The following is a 17,846-nucleotide window of genomic DNA, read 5'->3' as shown; positions in this document are numbered from 1 at the left end:
TTATTCCCTCCTCCTTTTTAGGGGTGATTAATTGGGTAGACAAGTTAAATGTCCATATTGTGAGACTAAATTAGATAAAGATTTAGCGATTCCTTATAAAAAAAGATATTATCATGAACAGTGTTTTAACACGTGGAAGCAAGAATCAGACCACCGAAAAGAGTTACTTCAATACATATGCAATTTATATGGCCTTACATCTCCGACCGGTATGATGTTAAAACAGATCAAGGAGTTTCAAGAGGATTATGGTTATAAGCTAAAAGGAATTGAGCTTGCACTTAAGTACTTTTATGAAACACTAGAGAATCACCCAAGAGAAGGAGACGGCATTGGAATCGTCCCTTTTGTATATGACGAGGCTAAGCGCCATTACATAAAACAAAAGGCAATCCAAAAATCAGCTGAAGACCCTAAGAATCACAAAAGAGAAGAAATCACATTAATTATAAAAAAGGGATTGAGGAAGAAAAGAGGACTTGTTGACATCTCAACACTATAGGAAGGAGAGTCCATTTGCTACAAGACAAAAAAGCAATTATTCAGGTTTTAGGAAGCATACTCAAGGATCCCACAATCTTGTCTGAAAGCAACAAGTATAGGATTACTTCGGATGATTTCCCTTCAAGATTTCACTCAATACTGTTTTTTGCTATGAGTAACTTATTCCAGCAAGGGACGGAAGTATTGAATGAGGTTGAGATAGATGGATATCTAAAAGATTACGACATTCAATATAAGATTTTTCATGATAACAATGGCCTTGAATACATCGAGAGAATTCAAGATCTGGCTGTAGTCGAAAACTTTGATTACCACTACAAAAGACTAAAAAAGTTTAGTTTGCTCAGAGAAATGAGCGGCTTAGGTTTCGATATCAAGGAGATTTATGATGAAACTATAATTGATCCAAAAGAACAAGAAAAAATGCAAGAACAGTTTGATAAGAAATCGATTGACGAAATTCTAGCAGCTTATGAAATGAAGATTGTAGATGTAAAAGAGAAGTTTCGAACCTCATCTGAAAGTGTGGGAATTCAAGGTGGGGAAGGCATTGATGAGTTATTAGATTCTTTTGAGGAGTCGCCAGATATTGGAGTGCCACTAAATAGCGAAATGCTTACTTCAATTTTCCGTGGGTCTCGTAAGAAAAAGTTTTACATTCGTTCAAGTATTACTGGCGGAGGTAAAACAAGAAATATGGTTGCTGATGCTTGTCGATTAAGTGCAACTGAGTTGTACGACCTTAAAAAGAAGGAATGGGTGAAAAATCCTTGGGATAAAAGTTCCACGGTCATCTCAACGGAAATGATGGCAGAGGAATTGCAAAGCTTGGCACTTGCCTATATTAGTGGCGTAGAAGAGAAAAAAATACTTAGAAATACGATCAATGAGCAAGAAAAACAACTTGTGCGCAAAGCTGCTAAAGTACTTCAGCAGTCTAATATTTGGTTCGAGCATCTTCCTGATTTCAATATCCAAGAGATCGAGAGAACGATTGAAAAGAATGTAATTAAAAATAATGTTGAGTACATTTACTTTGATTATATTCACTCATCAGTGACAATTTTTTCGGAGATGAGTAAAAAAAGCGGGGTCAACCTAAGAGAGGATCAAATCCTTTTGCTTATGTCTGATAAGTTAAAGGGTTTATGTAACAAATACGATGTTTATATGATGAGCGCTACTCAGTTAAATGGTGATTGGAAAGAGGCATGGCAAAAAGGACAAGTAATAGACGCATCTTACCTGAGAGGAAGTAAAGCTATTGCCGATAAGACTGATGGTGCAATGATTATTCTTCCTTTAAGTAAAAAAGAGAACGATGCAATTGAGCCAATCTTAAAAGCAGGATTTTACCCAGAGCCAAATTTTGTTACACACGTGTTTAAAAACAGGGGAAATGAGTACGACAAAGTAAAAGTCTTCTCCCATATAAATATGGGAAATATGCGGATCAAGGATTGTTTCACAACAAATCTCGATAACGAATTAATTACAGTTGAAAAATTGAATATTAAAGCAGGATAAGGGGTGTAGCACCCTTTGAAATATGATAAGGACAAAATAAAAGAAAGTCTTACGCTTGAAAATATAAATAAAATATTAAAAGAACTGGGTAGCGAAAATAATCAATGGGATCAACAAGGAAACCCAATATACAAAACCGTTTGCCATAACGCTTCTGGGGGAAGCTACAAGCTGTATTATTATCACGAAGCAAAGCAATTTCATTGCTATACAGAATGTGGAGACACATTCGATGTCTTTGAGCTTGTTATACGAGCAAAAAGTCAAAAAGGGATCAATATATCTTTTAATCAAGCCATTGAGTATGTTGCAAGGATAGCTGGGAGAACATTTGGCTTTGGTAATAGAGAGACATTCACGAACAATGAATTAATTGATGACTGGGAATGGATAGGGAAGTTCAATAAGAAGAAAAAAATAGACATTGAGCTTCCCAGTTTCAATGAGACTGTTTTAGATGTGTTTATGCCTTATCCTCATCAAATGTGGTTGGAAGAGGGAATAAGCATGCAAACATTAAATGATTTTGAAATTGGCTATTATTTTAGAACCCACACAGAAGGGATAACCATCCCACATCGGGATTTAAATAATAGATTGATTGGCATACGTAGACGATCACTTATTAAAGAGGAAGTTGATGCCGGTTATAAATATATGCCTTTAAAAGTTGGAAACACCTTGTATAATCATCAGACCATGATGAATCTATATGGATTACATAAAACAAAAGATTCTATTGAAAGGTTTAAAAAAGCTTTAATTTTTGAATCAGAAAAGTCTGTGTTAAAATGCCAGGATTTTTATGGAGAAGCAAATTTCACGTGTGCAGTCTGTTCAAACAACATTTCAAATTTTCACCGTGATATCTTACTATCTCTTGGAGTGGAAGAAGTTTTTATTGCTCTAGATAAATATAGACCACCGAAAGAACATGAGACAGAGGAGATGTATCAACGTAAACTGCTAGAGTATCAGAAAAAAATCTTGAAGCTTGCAGCAAAATTCACGCCGTATGTTCGTGTGTATGTTTTATGGGATTTTGAAAATATGTTGGAATGTAAAGATAGTCCAGCTGATAAAGGAAAAGACATTTTAGAGGAGCTGATGAGAAGAAAAATTGAAATCAATACGAACGAAGGAGGAATTTAGTGGCTTATAAGCTCATTGGTAACAATGATTATAATTTCAACCCATTATTAACAATCTTAAAAAACAGAGGGATGGAAAATCCGAAGAGCTTTATTGATGTGAATCAAAGTGCAGTAATTCATTTTTCAAAACTAAATAACATTGATAAAGCTGTTGATTGTTTAATAAAGCATTTAGAGAATAAAAATAAAATATTTGTCCAAGTGGATAGCGACGTAGATGGGTACACATCCAGTTCAATCATTATCAATTACATAAAAGCAATTTATCCGAAAGCTGATATACGATACCGAATTCATGAAGGTAAAGAGCACGGTATTTTCATTGATACAATTCCTGAAGATGTCGACTTAGTTTTAATTCCGGATGCTGGATCAAGTCAATTTGATGAGCATGAGGAGCTAAAAAAGAATGGCGTAGAAGTAATTGTTATTGACCATCATGAGTGTGAAAAAGAATCTGAGCACGCTATAGTGGTCAATAATCAACTCTCAAATGAGTATTCAAACAAAACATTAACGGGTGCTGGTATGGCATATAAGCTTTGCCAGGCCATTGATTATAAGCTTGGTAAAACCAAAGCGGAACAATTTTTGGATCTTGTTTCTATTGGTAACATAGCCGATTCAGCTGATTCAAGAAATTTAGAGACCAGGTACTTTATGAATGAAGGCTTGAAGAACATTAGACACCCGTTAATCAAGAAGCTGTTTAAAAAGCAAGAGTTTTCAACTAAGGGTTGCCAAAACATACAGAATACACAGTTCTATATTAATCCATTAATTAACGCAGCTATAAGGGTCGGTAGCGGTGAAGAAAAAGATCAATTGTTGAGATCGTTTCTGTTGTCTAAAGAAAAAGTTCCATACAAAAAACGTGGACAAGATGAAATCAACCTGGTCTCAATTCACGATGACACAGTTAGGGTATTGGGGAACCTTAAAGCTAAACAGAAACGCATTGTTGATGCAGCTACTGTTGAAATTAAAAACAGAATTGAAGAAAAGAATTTGGCAGCTAATAAAGTGCTTATAGTCTACACTGAGAGGATTTTGGATAAAAGCTTGACTGGGCTAGTAGCAAATGTACTTGCAGGTGAATATAAAAAGCCAGTTTTGCTGGCTAGAAAAAGTGATGAAGAAGAAGGGGTGTTGAGCGGGTCTATTCGAGGGTATGAGACTGGCTACATCAAAGACTTTAAAAAAGAGCTAACAGATACAGGGCTGTTTGAATTTGTTGAAGGCCATCCAAATGCAGCCGGATTTGCAATCAAGCGTGAAAACTTGATTTTGGTTAATGAAGTTCTAAATGAAAAATTTAAAGATGCAGAGACAGGTGAAGAAGTTCAAAATGTTGACTTTGAGATACCGGCTAATCAACTTAGAAAGGAATTTTTAATTAAGCTGTATAGCTGTAAAGATTATTGGGGCTATAAGGTCGAAGAACCATTGGTAGCAATAACAGAACTAGAAGTTGATGTTGATCAAATTGAACACATCGGGAAAAAGAACAAGACAACAGTCAAGTTTAAACATGGAGATATTGAATACATACGCTTTAAAAGCGATACAGAATACTTTGAGAAACTTACTCAATCAAATGGAACTTTAATACTTAATGTTGTTGGTAAGGCAAGGGTAAATGAATATAAGGGCAGACAAACACCTCAAATTGAAATTTATGACTTGGAGGTGGTTCGCACAAAGAAAAAAGAGCTTGTGTTTTAAGGGGGATGAAAATTGATTGGATGCCACTGTCACACTGATAAAAGTAACATAAGGCTTCTCGATTCAACAAATTCAGTAGGAGAATTGCTTAAAACAGCGGTTCAGATGAATTATAAAGGATTGGCCATAACTGACCATGAGGTTCTTTCAGCACATTTGGAAGCAATTAAGACTGTCAGAGAAATGAAGAAGGAAGGGGATATGCCTGCAGATTTTAAACTCTTACTTGGGAATGAAGTATATTTAGTCGATTCACTAGAAGAAGTCCGCGATAACTATAGGTCAGGACAGACAAAGTTTCCGCACTTTTTAATGTTAGCAATTGACCCTATAGGACATGAGCAGCTAAGAATACTGTCTTCACAAGCCTGGGGAAATTCATTTTACACAGGAACAATGGAAAGAGTGCCAACAGTTAAAAAGAATGTAGAAGGACTGCTTAGCAAAGATCCAGGTCATATTATTGCTACAACAGCTTGTCTTGGCTCCGAGGTGAATATCAATTTACTCAGAATCAAAGAATGCGAAGAAAACGGAGACATTCAGTCAATCAAGCAGCACAAATTAAAAATTCATGAGTTTTTAACATGGTGTATTAAAGTCTTTGGGAAAGATAAGTTCTTTATTGAGCTTCAGCCAGCTTTAAGTGAAGAGCAAATTTATTGTAATAAGAAACTTGTTGATATAGCTAACGGCTATGGATTAAAAGTGATTGTCACAACCGATGCACACTTTCTTAGACCGGAAGACAGGGCAATTCATCAAGCCTTTTTAAACGCCAAGGATGGAGAGAGAGAAGTCGATTCTTTTTATGAAGCATGTTTTGTTCAGAACGTTGATGAAATTCATGAGAGAATGGACTACATGGACGAAGAGCTCATCAATGAGGCTATTGAAAACACATTGCTAATTGGAGAGATGATTGAAGATTATACTATTGAGCACGAACCAATTATTCCAAAAATGGCTTTACCTGAGTTTGAATTATCCCATTTGTTCAAGCCGGCATATGAGAAATATAAATATATAAAATTAATGGCGGAATCTGATGAAGAACAGGACAGGTATTTGTTAAAGCTAATTGAAGATGGTTTTAAGGCAAAGCTAATGAAAAAGGATATGTCTAAAAAAGAATTGCACTCAATTTTAAAACGGATTGATCTGGAATTGGGTGAGCTTTGGGAAATTAGTGAGAAGCTAAAACAGGCCATGTCATCTTATTATGTTACTGTCCGGGAAATCATCAATACAATTTGGGATGATGAGTGTGGAGGAGACAGCTTAGTTGGAGCAGCAAGGGGGAGCGCAGCAGGTTTTTTAGTAAATTACTTGTTAGACATTACGCAAATTAACCCAATGCAGTACAACCTTCCTCATTGGCGTCACATACATAAATCGAGACCAGATTTGCCGGATATCGATATTGATACTGAAGGATCTAAGCGTCCAAGAATCTTAAAAGCATTAAGGGACAAGTTTGGAGAAAAAAGAGTACTGCAGATTTGCACTTTTGGAACTGAGAAATCTAAATCCGCACTTCAAACTGCTTGCAGAGGCTTAGGAATTGATAATGATATCTCTCAATATTTAAGTGGAATGATTCCATTTGAAAGGGGAGCAAACTGGACTCTCTCCGATTGCTTCTTTGGCAATGAAAAATTAGGTAGAAAGCCTATCAAGGAATTTATTAGAGAGGTCGAGGGATATCCCAATCTGAAAGAAACCTGTCTGAAAATTGAAGGTTTAACTAACAAACGATCTTCTCATGCAGCCGGCGTCCTAATATTCAATGATGAATACACCAAATCAAACGCAATGATGAGGACACCAAAAGGAGCATATATCACACAGTTCAATATGGGCGACAGTGAAGCAATGGGTTCAGTTAAGTATGATCTGTTGACTATTGAGGGATTAGATAAAATTCGAGTAGCCTTAGACCAGCTTATCGAAGACAATCAAATAGAGTCCCAAGGAACTTTAAAAAGAACTTATACTAAGTATTTGCATCCAGATACTTTGGAGTATAACTCTAAGAGAATATGGGAAATGGCTGGCGAAGGAGAAATAATGGATTTGTTTCAGTTTGATACAGAAGTGGGCAACCAATCCGTTGTTAAAGTTAAGCCGAAAAACTTATTGGAAACAGCCGTAACAAATTCTTTAATGAGACTGATGTCAGAAGGGGAAGAACAGCCTGTAGATACATATGTAAGATTTAAAAAAGACATCGACCACTGGTATCAAGAAATGAGAAATTACAATTTAAGTTCAGAAGAAATGGATGTACTTAAAAAACATCTATATAAACCAGAAGAAGGTCTATACGGGATCGCAGATACACAGGAATCAGTTATGATGCTATCCATGGACAAAGAAATTGCTGGGTTTACCATTGAAGAATCTAATAAGCTAAGAAAAGGGATAGCCAAAAAAATCAAAAAAATGATTGATGCAATAAAGACAATGTTTTTTGAGAAAGGGCGAAGCTTGGGAACATCTGAAAACCTTTTAAAATATGTCTGGGAAGTACAATTTAAAAGACAATTCGGATACTCGTTCAGCAGCCTGCATACTCTTGCATATTCTATTATTGCTCTTCAAGAATTGAACCTTAACTATAAGTACAACCCATTGTATTGGAGCACAGCTTGTTTAACGGTCAACAGTGGTGGAATTGAGAGCGAAGAAGATCAGTCCACCAAAAAATCAGCCGCCACAAACTATGGGAAAGTGGCTGCAGCTATAGGGAATATCAGAAAAAGAGGAATTAAAGTTGATTTACCTGATATCAATAGCGCAAATTTTGGTTTTAAAGCAGATACGGAAAGTAACTCTATTATATTTGGATTAAAAGGAATGAATGGAATTGGTGACGATGTTGTTCATCAAATAATTGTAAATAGGCCATACAGTGACTTTGACGACTTCATCGAAAGAATGTTCAAAAGTAGCATCCTTAAAAAAGGACAGATGATCCAACTAATAAAAGGTGGTTGTTTTGATTCTTTTGGTGATAGACAAAAAATAATGAAATCTTTTATTAGTTTGATATCTGAGCCTAAAACCAAACTGACTTTATCGAATTTAAAAATGCTAATCGAAAACAATATTGTTCCCCAGGAATATGCTTTAGAAATTAGATTCTTCCGTTTCAAAGAATACATCAGCAAAAAGGTTTACAAGACAATGAAATCTCCAAAAGACAGGCTTTTCTTATTAGATGATATGTCTTCCGACTTTTACAATCAACATTTCAGTGAAAGCGGAATCGTTGATATGATTAATGGTCAACTTGTTGTATCAGAAAGATTGTTTAAAAAAGAATATGACAGTAAAATGTCCAAAATCAAAAACTGGATATCGACTGAAGAAGCCTTAAGTGGACTTAACAATTGCTTGCTTAAGAAAGAGTGGTCTAAGTATGCCGATGGATCTCTTGGTAAATGGGAGATGGATTCATTGAGTTATTATTATAACGATCATGAACTTGCTGGTGTTAACTTTGCTAAGTATGATATTGCTGATTTCTATGAGTTGCCAGAAGAGCCGATCAAAGGGAAACCATATCAATGGCGAGGAAAAACTCTGTATGAATATGAAACGACTCGAATTATAGGAACCGTATTAGACAGGGATAAAAACAAGCACACCATCACACTCCTTACACCTACAGGAGTGGTTACAGTTAAACAGTGGGCTGGCAGCTTTGGACATTATAATAAACAGATTTCTCGACCTGTTGCCGGCGGCAAGAAAGAGGTTGTTGAGAAGTCTTGGTATACCAGAGGAACTTTGCTCATGTTCACTGGTTTCAGAAGAGGCAACAACTTTATTCCTAAAGTATATAAGAACAGCATCTATAGCCACACGGTCTGTAGAATTGATCATGTTGATAGGAAAGGGAATATCAGCCTAACAACCAAAAGAGCTGAGGCATAGGAGGCAGGATTATCAATAAAAATTTTATGAATAAAAATAAAATAAAAATGAACATTTTCAAGTCCGTTTATGGTATGATGATTTTAATTCCCTTAACCACTTTTTCTTACATAAGTTATGAACAGCATTTACATAAAACAGAGGGAAATGAAGACTTAATAAAAGAATCATTTTATAAGAAGCCTAGACAGATTAGGATCCCATCAAGTGAGAATATTGTCTTGCGGTTATTTAAAAAAGCTCAAACGAACAAAGAACAACAATTAAAAAGGCATACTGAGAAGATTATGTCAGCAAAACTCATTAAACCTAAGCAAAGTAAGAAAAGGCACATGAGAGGAGGTGAAAAGGCAAAGCATAGAGTTTTTAAGAGTAAAAATAAAATTTATATTAAAGAAAAAGAAAACAAGCCACCGGCCGCAAAGGAAACCATCCAGGTTAAGCTGAGTGCTTATATTGCCCACTGCCAAGAAGGATGCACAGGAACAACTAGAACAGGTGTTGATGTTACTCAATCAATCTATTACAAAGGGTATCGTGTTATTGCAACCGATCCAAGTGTCATTCCCCTGAATTCAATTGTTGAAGTGAGCATTGGTGGGAAAACGTTCAAAGCAATTGCAATAGATACTGGCGGCGCAATCGTAGGAAATAAAGTGGACTTGCTTGTAGCAACCGAGCGTGACGCAATTAATTTTGGCAAGCAAAATGGGACAATCTCGATTATTAGTTAGGAGGCGGTTAATTGCCGAAGTTTTGGTCTTATCCAGAAGGGTTAAAAGTCATCATAAATGAGAATGCAAAGAACGCTTGTCCTCATCATGTTGGACGGAAAGGGAAAATTATTGAGTTGCTTCACTCTGCCACATATGATTACGCAGTTAGTGATGAAACAGGTGATATTACATTCTTCAAGGAGCATGAATTAAATCCAGCTAAAGGAGGTTAATTGTATGTTTAAAAAGGGAGAGAAGGTGATTGCTGGTTTCACAGAAGAAATTGGTGTTGTTGCACAAGTTGATAAAGGACATGAGCAATTAGAAGTTGAGTATCCAGACGGCTCATATAGAGTGATTGGCTTCAGCAATGTGAGAAGGGTGGAAGATAAATGACGATGATTATTTTAGAGGGCACTGACTGCTGCTACAAATCAACAGTAGCGGAAAAGCTAAGTAAAGAACTCGGATATCCGGTAATAAAGGGATCCAGCTTTGAATTAGCTAAGAGTGGTAATGAGCACCTGTTTGAACACTTTAACAAGCTTGCCGATGAGGACAATGTAATTATTGACCGATACATATATTCAAATTTAGTTTATGCGAAGAAGTTCAAGGATTACTCAATCTTAACAGAAGAGCAACAAAGGGCAATCGAGGAGAAGGTTAGAGATAAAGCAAAAGTGATCTACTTACATGCTGATCCAAAAGTTATTAAGCAGCGTTTACTTGAACGTGGTGATGAATACATAAATGATCGTGATATTGAGCCGGTATTAGAGCTATACAGAGAAGTTATGAGCAATGCGGAATTACATACATATTCATGGGATACAGAGCAGCGGTCTAGTAAAGAAATTGCTGAAGACATAATCTTTTTAGTGGAATAGGGTGATTTATGAAGAAGGTAATTGCAATTGATATGGATCAAGTTTTAGCTGATTTACTAAGTGATTGGGTAGCCTACATTAACGTCTATGATGATCCTTTTCTAAAAGAGGAAGATATACTGTGTTGGAATATTAGCAAATATACAAATACCCAAAACAATGTTTATAGACATTTGGATTACGAATTGTTCAGAAATCTGGATGTTATAGAAGGAAGTCAGAGGGTAGTTGAGGAGCTGACGAAGAAATATGAAGTATATGTTGTTACTACAGCAACAAACCATCCGGAATCCCTTAAAGCAAAGCTTGAATGGCTTACAGAGAATTTTCCATTCATTCCGCATAGCAACGTTGTGCTTTGTGGCAATAAAAACATAATTAAAGCAGACATCATGATTGATGACGGAATACATAACTTAGAATCATTTGATGGAATAAAGATACTATTTGATGCACCGCATAACAGGAATGACAATAGATTTATTCGTGTTATGAATTGGGAAGAGATTGAACGGAAATTACTTTGAAATATCATTATATTTAGAGTGAAAATAAAGTTAAAAGGAGTGAATTAACACTCCTTAGTAAACTAACGTGCTTCTACTGTAATTTTATAAATCACATAATTGTCGTTAATGTCATACGCATAAACCAGTGCTGTGCCCAATGTTGAATGAGAGGATACGACACCACTGGAACTAATGCTAATAAGGTTGCTTCCAGAAACTATTTCCCACCGGGTGTAACCTTTTAATAGAGATACGTTAGAATTCCTAAGCATGTGGTAATCAACTGTACCGAGCGGATCGCCTAGCTGCTTAACTTGGTCAAATGATTTGACAGGTGTTAGGGCTGAAGCTTGTGATGTGAATGCAGGGAGAGCTAGTGTTGTAAGCGATAGAGCAGAAACAATCAATCCTTTGTAAAACTTTTTCATAAGGATTACCTCCTAGGTTTTGATTGTAAGTACAACCCTAGTCTAACATGTAAAATATTTGAAATGTGTGAAGTGTTTGTGAAACCGATTAAAAGATCAATTTTATTTAGAATAAAAATAAATTATATGGAGTGATTTAGTGAAAGTACTAAGTTTATTTGACGGAATGAGCTGCGGACAGATTGCCCTAAATAAAATTGGCATTACTGATTATGTATATTATGCGAGTGAAATCGAAAAATCGAGTATCGCAGTAACACAAAGGAACTATCCATTCACAATTCAACTAGGTGATATTTTAGAATTAGATGAACAAAAATTAAAAGGATTAAATAAAATTGATCTTTTGCTAGGCGGGAGTCCATGTCAGAACCTCACTATAACTGTAGCTGATCGAGAAGAGCATTTTACAGGATTGGCAGGAGATAAATCAAAATTGTTCTTTGAGTATGTGAGGGCCTTAAAAACAGTTAAGCCCAGGTATTTTTTATATGAAAATGTTGAGAGCATGAAAGAGAAGGATAAAGAAACGATTACTAAGAACTTAGGCGTTGAACCAATAATGATAGACAGTGGACTACTTTCTGCACAGGAAAGAAAAAGATATTACTGGACTAACATTCCAAACGTTAAACAACCCAATGAAAGGCACCAGGTCTTAGCAGATATTCTTGAGGAAAACGTTGATGAAAAATATTATTACAATCTTAATTATGATTTTTATGGGTTGCATAAGCGAGTAGCTGCAAGGCTCGATTTATACAACTATGATATTTTACAAAGGGTATACAGTCCTCATTTTAAAGCTCCAACCTTAACAGCATGTAGAGGTGGTCATAAGCAAAAGAAAGTTATACATAATGATAGAGTTAGAAAGCTTACTCCTCTGGAATACGAGAGACTGCAAACGGTGCCTGAAGGTTATACAAAAGGTGTTGCAGACAGTCATAGATACAACATGCTTGGGGACGGATGGACAGTTGATGTAATAGCTCATATTTTAAGCTACGCTGATTTTTCAACGTCAAAGGGAGTGCAAACAGAAGCGGCAATTTAAATAAAATTTGTCTTTTAAAGAGTAAAAATAAAATATAAGAGGTGGAGTCTGCGGTGAACTATCCAGAAAGCTTAAAAGAGAAAGCCGAAAAGATTAAAGACGAAGTAAGAAGCGGAAAATTAGACGAGGAGAAAATAAAAGCGATTGCTAAGTCTGCAGTTGAACTTTTAAGATCCGAAGAGAAGAGCCATACACATTATGCAGAAGTTGTCGGTGCAATTGCTGCAAACCTAGAAGATTTCTTTAAGTCTTATCTAAAAGAGGATTAATATAACAGGATTAAAAGAAAGGATAAAGGGATGTTTATTGAAAAGGTACTATGTTAGATGTAAAGATCACAAAGACGAAAATACGTCTTTAATAATTGAGGCGTTATCACCTGAACAGGCAAAAGAACAAGCATGTGAAGTACATAAAGTAAGAGATATTTATAATGTGAGTCTGGGAGAAGGAAAGTCAAGGAATTATCTTGAACGAAAATATGCTCCATACATAAAAAATAACAACAGCAAGGCGGTAATTATCTTTTCATAAGGGAGGACGTCCGTGCGCATATCTGATCCAATAAAAGAAACACTTGTGCAAAATATAGATCAACTTAGTAGCAGAGTTGATGAGTTGTTCATTTATCTTGAAAATGAGTTGCCGTCAACATCTGAAAGACAATGGAAAACTATAGACAAAAAATTCGGTGAGATTTTTACTAAATCTAAGGAATTACAAAATTACATAAGTTGTTTATAAAGGTGAGCAATATCCCCTTGATATAAGGACTTCTGTGTTACTTAATATTCAAAATCATCAGTATTTCTTAACAATTATTTATATGATTGGTAGCATTTATTATTGAAAGAAGGTGATTTATGAGATTGTTTGTTTGATGAGTATTGGTGCCAGATGAGAATTATATTTTTACAAAGGGGATATTTTAATGAACAATTTTTATCGAACGATCTTAGCACTAGTTGCCGTATTTGTCCTGGCCTTTTCAACATTTCCTCCGAACAGTGATGCAAAGAGCACAATCTCAACAGATAATGTCGACAAGGATAAAGTAAAATCAGAGGCAGAATTTATTGTAGATCACACTATTGATGTGAGTAAAAAGACTAAGGAAAAACTTCTATCCAAGGCAGAAAAAGCAATTGAAGATGGAGACATTAAGTATCATAAATCAAACGAAAAGGTATTTGATAATGCATCAGTTAGAGCTATTAAGTATGATGATGGTACAGTAACTTATTCAGTTTCTTATTTATACGTGGACACTGAAAAAGTAGACAGAGTTAGCTCATTTAATGTTTCGTTTGATAGCGATATGAATATTGAAGAATACTATGAAGTTGACATGAAGAAAATCAGCAGTACTCAAAACGAAATGACTTATTGGGTTAATGGTGTTAAGGATGAGGACAAGTCTGGGGTCTTTGAAACAAAACAAACTTCAGAAGACAAAGGAAGCTCATCTAACATGATGAGTGCTCAGAAGAGTTGGACTGGGTGCGTATCAGATTGCTTAGGTGATAAAAATATTAGCCAATGGGCAATTACTGGTTTAGCTATTTTATGTGGAGCTGCATGTACAGCTGGTGTTCCAGCAACAGCGGGGACTGCTTGTTATGCTTGTGTAAATTCTGCTGGTATTATTGGTGTAAATGCATTCTTTGATTGTATGGAGAAGTGTAAATGATCAATATCTTGAGTAAAATACTATTTATTTTGTCTGGTTGCGCATTGTTGATCTTTGGGATAATTTTAAAGGATGGATCAATGGCTTTTGGATTGTTTGCCTTATTCTTCATAGCGGCAATAATTGTTCGTGTATTTCATAAACGAACTCAAAACCATTAGCAGCAGCCTTATTGTACTGTAGGGGAGGAAACTCTCCTACTTTTTAAAAAATATTTAGAATAAAAATAAAATAGTTATTGATTAATTGATGAGATGCGAGTATATTAGAAATATAGGAAGCGAGGTGATGCATTGGAGTGTGTTAAATGCAAGGATCACATTGGCGAGATCGTTTATTACATAAGAATAGCTGACCACAAAGATTATAAGGAATATCCGGTACACAAAGAATGTGGGGAAGCAATCAAGACAGAATGTATTGAAAACTGTAAAGACATGAAATTAGAAAAGACATTGGAATACTTGCAACTACTTTAAGAGTAAAAATAAAATATTCCTTTTATCGAGAATCGAGGTGAATGAAATTTCATATTTAGTACTGGGTCTGATCTTATTCGGCTCAATATTCTTAGGTAATGGAATGGCATGCTTGGTTGAGAATAAGAACTTTAAAGAAGGCAGACCATTCTATTTTACGGTTTTCTTAATTGGAGGGTGTTCACTCATTCTTGGAGTTATTCTTACAGTGATATGAACAATGTGAAGGGAAATAGTCAGAAGGCAATATTCATAATTTCCCGGGCAACCGCAGTATACGACAAATTAGAACCAAAGGAGAGAAAAAATTAATGGCTATGATTAAGCATATTACTCACGAAGAGGACATTTTTGAGGTGTATGGAACGAGAAGAAACGATAAAAACCAAGAAGAATTTTTGATTTATAAAAAACATTATGGGGGTTGGAAATGGGTTCCTGTAAGCGATTTTGAGCCATTTGAATAAATTTTAAATGAAATTCGATTTTTATAAAGAAAAGGAGAAAACCATGAGAGACATTACATCCGAATTCACATTAAGGGGAGTAAACAGAAAAACTTTGAAACTCCTAGCAACTAAGAGTGTCGATTATCCAGATACATGGGTAAAGGTGCAAATTGGAGATCAAATGGCAGAAGTAGAGGCTAAGCAACTATTGGTGGCAATAGCAGCATTTAATGAAATGTGAGAAGGGAGGCAACTAAAATGAAGCTCAAAAAAGCAGACTGGGTTATTGTCCGAGAAGCGGAAGAACAAGGCTTAATGGTTGGTATGACAGGTCGAATTGAAAGAAAGCGAACCGATTTAAACAATGAATTAAGTGATTATTTTAGAAAACAACTCCCCGGTTATACTGGTAGCTATGATGAAAATGAAGGGGAAGAAATCCTATATTCAATTAACGAATACATAGCAGAAAACAAAATTGATATGTACCCTTTAGACTTTCCAATTACAGATGGAACAGATGTTTATTTGATTCCTATAACCGAAAATATTCAATTAAAAGTAATTGTGACAGATGAATATCATGGCAGTGGCGACTATTCAAAATATGTTATGGCAGATTTCTTCTTGATCAATGACAAGGCAACTACGAAAGACGTTGATACACTCCTTCAATTTGTAAAGAAACATCTTTTACAAGGAGGTGAATAAGTGGTACGCCATAAAGCAACATTTGAAGGGAAGGTAATTAAGAAAAGTTGGACATTAGGTTTGTGTGATGCCCTTGTCCCAATTGAGCAGCAATGTGAATACCAGCCATTTTTTGAAGGGATCATTGACTTAGACCCAATTGAAATCGAAGGGAAAGTGTATATCCCAGGGTTTAACGAATACGTAGTCGTAACAGACAGGCAGCGCAATACAAAAAATGAATGGACATATCAGACTGACAAGGTAATTAAAACAATTGAAGATAAAGAGAGCCTTGAAAAAGCGATTCAAACACAAGAAAAAATAGAGAAATGGAATCAGCAAGTTAAAGAAAACTATGAACGCTTTAAAGAGGAAGAAAAACGTAAAACTTTCTGGTGGAAGAGGTTTTGGTTTTCTAAATTAAAGAATGACAAAGGGGAATTTTGAATGAATAATATCAAACTTAATTATAAGGTTGGGACTGCATTAAAGGAGTTAGTCAAAACGATTGGAAAAGCTGAGCTTTATAAATTTGAAAATTTATTATGTCATTACAAACACAGCAATAAGTATGAGGGAGAAACTCAAAAACAAATTTCAACAGTCGTTGATTTTGTAAGAAGTTCAGAGAAAAATCGAATTGCATACTATAATGCTTTATCTAATGATTTTACGGTATTAGAAGAGGAGGACTACAGCGGAGAGCTGTCTTATGATTTTTATAAAAATGAAGGGGCGGCTGTCTTCATTAAAGGAAAAATGGTTTTTGGAATTCATCCCGACAACCTTCACAATAATTTAAGGGCTTTGGAAAATGGAGATTTAAAAATAAAGTGGTGGCAAATATATTGTCGTAATGAAAAAAAGGAGGCATCTGAAAATGATTAAATCTCAGAAAGTTAATGTTTTTAGAGAGACGTTACATTGTGATGAATGTGATGAAGCTCCAGAGCTTGTATTTTCAAATATGATGCTCACATCAAACCCGCCGAAGTATCCGTTTCAATGCCCATTGTGCATGAAAAAAGTTTATATGAAAACAACCTATCCAAAGGTTAGATATGAAGCAGTTGATTGAAATTTAATTAAAAGTTTTATTTTAAACCGATTTTGCAAAATGAGAGTCAGATATGATCTTAAAAGAAATTGCTTTATATGAAGAAACACTAAATAAACATTTGCCAAATGAAACAAAAATGGTTCTTCATTACAGAAATGTAGAGGCAACTGAAAACGAAGATAAAATCACATTAAGGTTTGGTATTGATTCATTGGTGTATAAATGGCTTGAACTAGGCGGGGTATTAAAGGGTTCTTATAAAATGAAAATGACAAGCTTAGAGGATGAAACAAAGGAGGTTAACGTGAAAATCGAAAAAATCCAAACGAACTCAGACAGAGGTTTGGCGGTGGAAATAGAATTTAATGTACTCAGTCCATTTCGGAGCATTGAGGGCGTAGCTGGCATTCATTCGTTCTCCATAAAAGGATGATTTTAAGGAGTTGATTAGACATTAGTATAAGTCAAAGGCAGTCTCAACGTATTCGAGAAGCTCTGATAAATTCAAACACAACTGCTGAGGAAATTGGAATGGATAAGGCATTATCAGAAGTTCTCAATCTACTCAAGAGAAGAATTTTGGAGCTGGAAACTTTGTATTATCCAGAGTGGGAATATGAAAATGCAAAAGTGAAGCTTGAAGAGCTTAGAAAAATGGTGAATAGAATTAATGCACTTCGAGGAACCGGGAAGGATGAACAAAATGAATTTGAAAATGCAGGAAGCGGTTTTACATCTCAACAAATATGACAGCAGTTCAAAAAGTGCTCAAGATGCACAGAAGTTGTTGAATGCTTTAAAGGATACATACGATGTAGTCGGTTGCCGGTTTAGACATTATAAAGGCGGTCTGTATAAGGTTATTGGAGAGGCTATTCACACTGAAACAGAAGAAAAGCTGGTTATATATGAAGACCATGACGGAGTTCTTTGGGCAAGACCTAAAGAAATGTTCTTTGGAAAAGTGATTATTGATGGTAAAGAGATTAAGAGATTTACAAAAATAGATTAGGAGTTGATGAA

The 17,846-nt window shown here is 35.4% G+C and carries 25 protein-coding genes; 24 read left to right on the top strand and 1 reads right to left on the bottom strand.

Going from position 1 to position 17,846, the window contains the following annotated elements; all coding sequences use genetic code 11:
• The first annotated feature begins 31 nt into the window (after positions 1-31).
• The 10 genes from GNE05_RS11010 to GNE05_RS10970 are packed head-to-tail and all read left to right on the top strand — an operon-like array spanning position 32 to position 10,985.
• Positions 32-502, top strand: coding sequence for a hypothetical protein (locus tag GNE05_RS11010; RefSeq protein ID WP_160182780.1), 471 nt, complete (start codon positions 32-34; stop codon positions 500-502).
• Between the two features lie 14 nt (positions 503-516).
• The gene (locus GNE05_RS11005; protein WP_160182779.1) at positions 517-2,031 is read left to right on the top strand and encodes a replicative DNA helicase; all 1,515 of its coding nucleotides are present in this window, start codon (positions 517-519) and stop codon (positions 2,029-2,031) included.
• 15 nt (positions 2,032-2,046) lie between these two features.
• Complete coding sequence (locus GNE05_RS11000) at positions 2,047-3,183, top strand: hypothetical protein (RefSeq protein ID WP_160182778.1); 1,137 nt, start codon at positions 2,047-2,049, stop codon at positions 3,181-3,183.
• Positions 3,183-4,910: a single-stranded-DNA-specific exonuclease RecJ gene (gene recJ / locus GNE05_RS10995; protein WP_160182777.1), complete on the top strand. Its 1,728-nt coding sequence runs from the start codon at positions 3,183-3,185 to the stop codon at positions 4,908-4,910. The genes GNE05_RS11000 and recJ overlap by 1 nt, the downstream gene beginning before the upstream one ends.
• Positions 4,911-4,922: 12 nt before the next feature.
• Positions 4,923-8,852: a DNA polymerase III subunit alpha gene (locus tag GNE05_RS10990; RefSeq protein WP_160182776.1), complete on the top strand. Its 3,930-nt coding sequence runs from the start codon at positions 4,923-4,925 to the stop codon at positions 8,850-8,852.
• Positions 8,853-8,878: 26 nt separating this feature from the next.
• Complete coding sequence (locus GNE05_RS10985) at positions 8,879-9,586, top strand: 3D domain-containing protein (RefSeq protein WP_160182775.1); 708 nt, start codon at positions 8,879-8,881, stop codon at positions 9,584-9,586.
• Between the two features lie 11 nt (positions 9,587-9,597).
• Complete coding sequence (locus GNE05_RS10980; protein WP_021493509.1) at positions 9,598-9,801, top strand: YorP family protein; 204 nt, start codon at positions 9,598-9,600, stop codon at positions 9,799-9,801.
• A 4-nt stretch (positions 9,802-9,805) separates the two neighbouring features.
• Positions 9,806-9,964 carry a hypothetical protein gene (locus tag GNE05_RS21000; protein ID WP_095353281.1) on the top strand — a complete coding sequence of 53 codons (159 nt, stop codon included), beginning with the start codon at positions 9,806-9,808 and terminating at the stop codon, positions 9,962-9,964.
• Entirely contained in the window at positions 9,961-10,458 is a 498-nt protein-coding gene (locus GNE05_RS10975; RefSeq protein ID WP_160182774.1) for an AAA family ATPase, read from the top strand. The genes GNE05_RS21000 and GNE05_RS10975 overlap by 4 nt, the downstream gene beginning before the upstream one ends.
• 8 nt (positions 10,459-10,466) lie before the next feature.
• Positions 10,467-10,985, top strand: a complete 519-nt coding sequence (locus GNE05_RS10970) for a 5' nucleotidase, NT5C type (RefSeq protein ID WP_160182773.1) — start codon at positions 10,467-10,469, stop codon at positions 10,983-10,985.
• Between the two features lie 62 nt (positions 10,986-11,047).
• Here GNE05_RS10970 and GNE05_RS10965 read toward each other — a convergent pair whose 3' ends face one another.
• The gene (locus GNE05_RS10965; protein ID WP_160182772.1) at positions 11,048-11,395 is read right to left on the bottom strand and encodes a BLB8/JUQZ-1 family protein; all 348 of its coding nucleotides are present in this window, start codon (positions 11,393-11,395) and stop codon (positions 11,048-11,050) included.
• A gap of 139 nt (positions 11,396-11,534) precedes the next feature.
• On the opposite strand from GNE05_RS10965, the gene GNE05_RS10960 reads away from it, so the two are divergent.
• The 14 genes from GNE05_RS10960 to GNE05_RS10895 all read left to right on the top strand — a co-directional run bounded on the left by GNE05_RS10960 (position 11,535) and on the right by GNE05_RS10895 (position 17,835).
• Positions 11,535-12,452 carry a DNA cytosine methyltransferase gene (locus GNE05_RS10960; RefSeq protein WP_160182771.1) on the top strand — a complete coding sequence of 306 codons (918 nt, stop codon included), beginning with the start codon at positions 11,535-11,537 and terminating at the stop codon, positions 12,450-12,452.
• Positions 12,453-12,505: 53 nt separating this feature from the next.
• Entirely contained in the window at positions 12,506-12,721 is a 216-nt protein-coding gene (locus tag GNE05_RS10955) for a hypothetical protein (protein ID WP_095353282.1), read from the top strand.
• Positions 12,722-12,758: 37 nt separating this feature from the next.
• On the top strand, positions 12,759-12,986 hold the full coding sequence (locus GNE05_RS10950) for a hypothetical protein (RefSeq protein ID WP_160182770.1): 228 nt from the start codon (positions 12,759-12,761) through the stop codon (positions 12,984-12,986).
• A 12-nt stretch (positions 12,987-12,998) separates the two neighbouring features.
• The gene (locus GNE05_RS10945) at positions 12,999-13,196 is read left to right on the top strand and encodes a hypothetical protein (protein WP_113766148.1); all 198 of its coding nucleotides are present in this window, start codon (positions 12,999-13,001) and stop codon (positions 13,194-13,196) included.
• Positions 13,197-13,383: 187 nt separating this feature from the next.
• Positions 13,384-14,142, top strand: coding sequence for a hypothetical protein (locus GNE05_RS10940; protein ID WP_160182769.1), 759 nt, complete (start codon positions 13,384-13,386; stop codon positions 14,140-14,142).
• Positions 14,143-14,932: 790 nt separating this feature from the next.
• Positions 14,933-15,088: a hypothetical protein gene (locus GNE05_RS10935; protein WP_160182768.1), complete on the top strand. Its 156-nt coding sequence runs from the start codon at positions 14,933-14,935 to the stop codon at positions 15,086-15,088.
• A gap of 43 nt (positions 15,089-15,131) precedes the next feature.
• Entirely contained in the window at positions 15,132-15,311 is a 180-nt protein-coding gene (locus tag GNE05_RS10930) for a hypothetical protein (protein ID WP_062623414.1), read from the top strand.
• 17 nt (positions 15,312-15,328) lie between these two features.
• Positions 15,329-15,781, top strand: a complete 453-nt coding sequence (locus tag GNE05_RS10925; protein ID WP_160182767.1) for a hypothetical protein — start codon at positions 15,329-15,331, stop codon at positions 15,779-15,781.
• 60 nt (positions 15,782-15,841) lie between these two features.
• Positions 15,842-16,210 (top strand): hypothetical protein, encoded by a 369-nt coding sequence (locus GNE05_RS10920; RefSeq protein ID WP_265339042.1) that lies wholly within the window; start codon positions 15,842-15,844, stop codon positions 16,208-16,210.
• Complete coding sequence (locus GNE05_RS10915) at positions 16,211-16,651, top strand: hypothetical protein (protein ID WP_029974360.1); 441 nt, start codon at positions 16,211-16,213, stop codon at positions 16,649-16,651.
• Complete coding sequence (locus GNE05_RS10910) at positions 16,644-16,841, top strand: hypothetical protein (protein WP_029974358.1); 198 nt, start codon at positions 16,644-16,646, stop codon at positions 16,839-16,841. The genes GNE05_RS10915 and GNE05_RS10910 overlap by 8 nt, the downstream gene beginning before the upstream one ends.
• 52 nt (positions 16,842-16,893) lie before the next feature.
• Positions 16,894-17,256, top strand: coding sequence for a hypothetical protein (locus GNE05_RS10905; RefSeq protein ID WP_122504006.1), 363 nt, complete (start codon positions 16,894-16,896; stop codon positions 17,254-17,256).
• A gap of 98 nt (positions 17,257-17,354) precedes the next feature.
• A complete protein-coding gene (locus GNE05_RS10900) occupies positions 17,355-17,573 on the top strand; it encodes a hypothetical protein (RefSeq protein ID WP_126835037.1) in 219 nt (72 codons plus the stop codon).
• Positions 17,527-17,835, top strand: a complete 309-nt coding sequence (locus tag GNE05_RS10895; RefSeq protein ID WP_236654833.1) for a DUF1653 domain-containing protein — start codon at positions 17,527-17,529, stop codon at positions 17,833-17,835. Before GNE05_RS10900 ends, GNE05_RS10895 begins: the two co-directional genes overlap by 47 nt.
• Positions 17,836-17,846: the final 11 nt, after the last annotated feature.

It is taken from the genome of Bacillus sp. AM1(2019) (assembly GCF_009906915.1).
Taxonomy (GTDB): domain Bacteria; phylum Bacillota; class Bacilli; order Bacillales; family Bacillaceae; genus Bacillus; species Bacillus velezensis.
The sequence above is the reverse complement of the archived record's forward strand: the minus strand, read 5'-3'. Positions and strand labels throughout refer to the sequence as shown.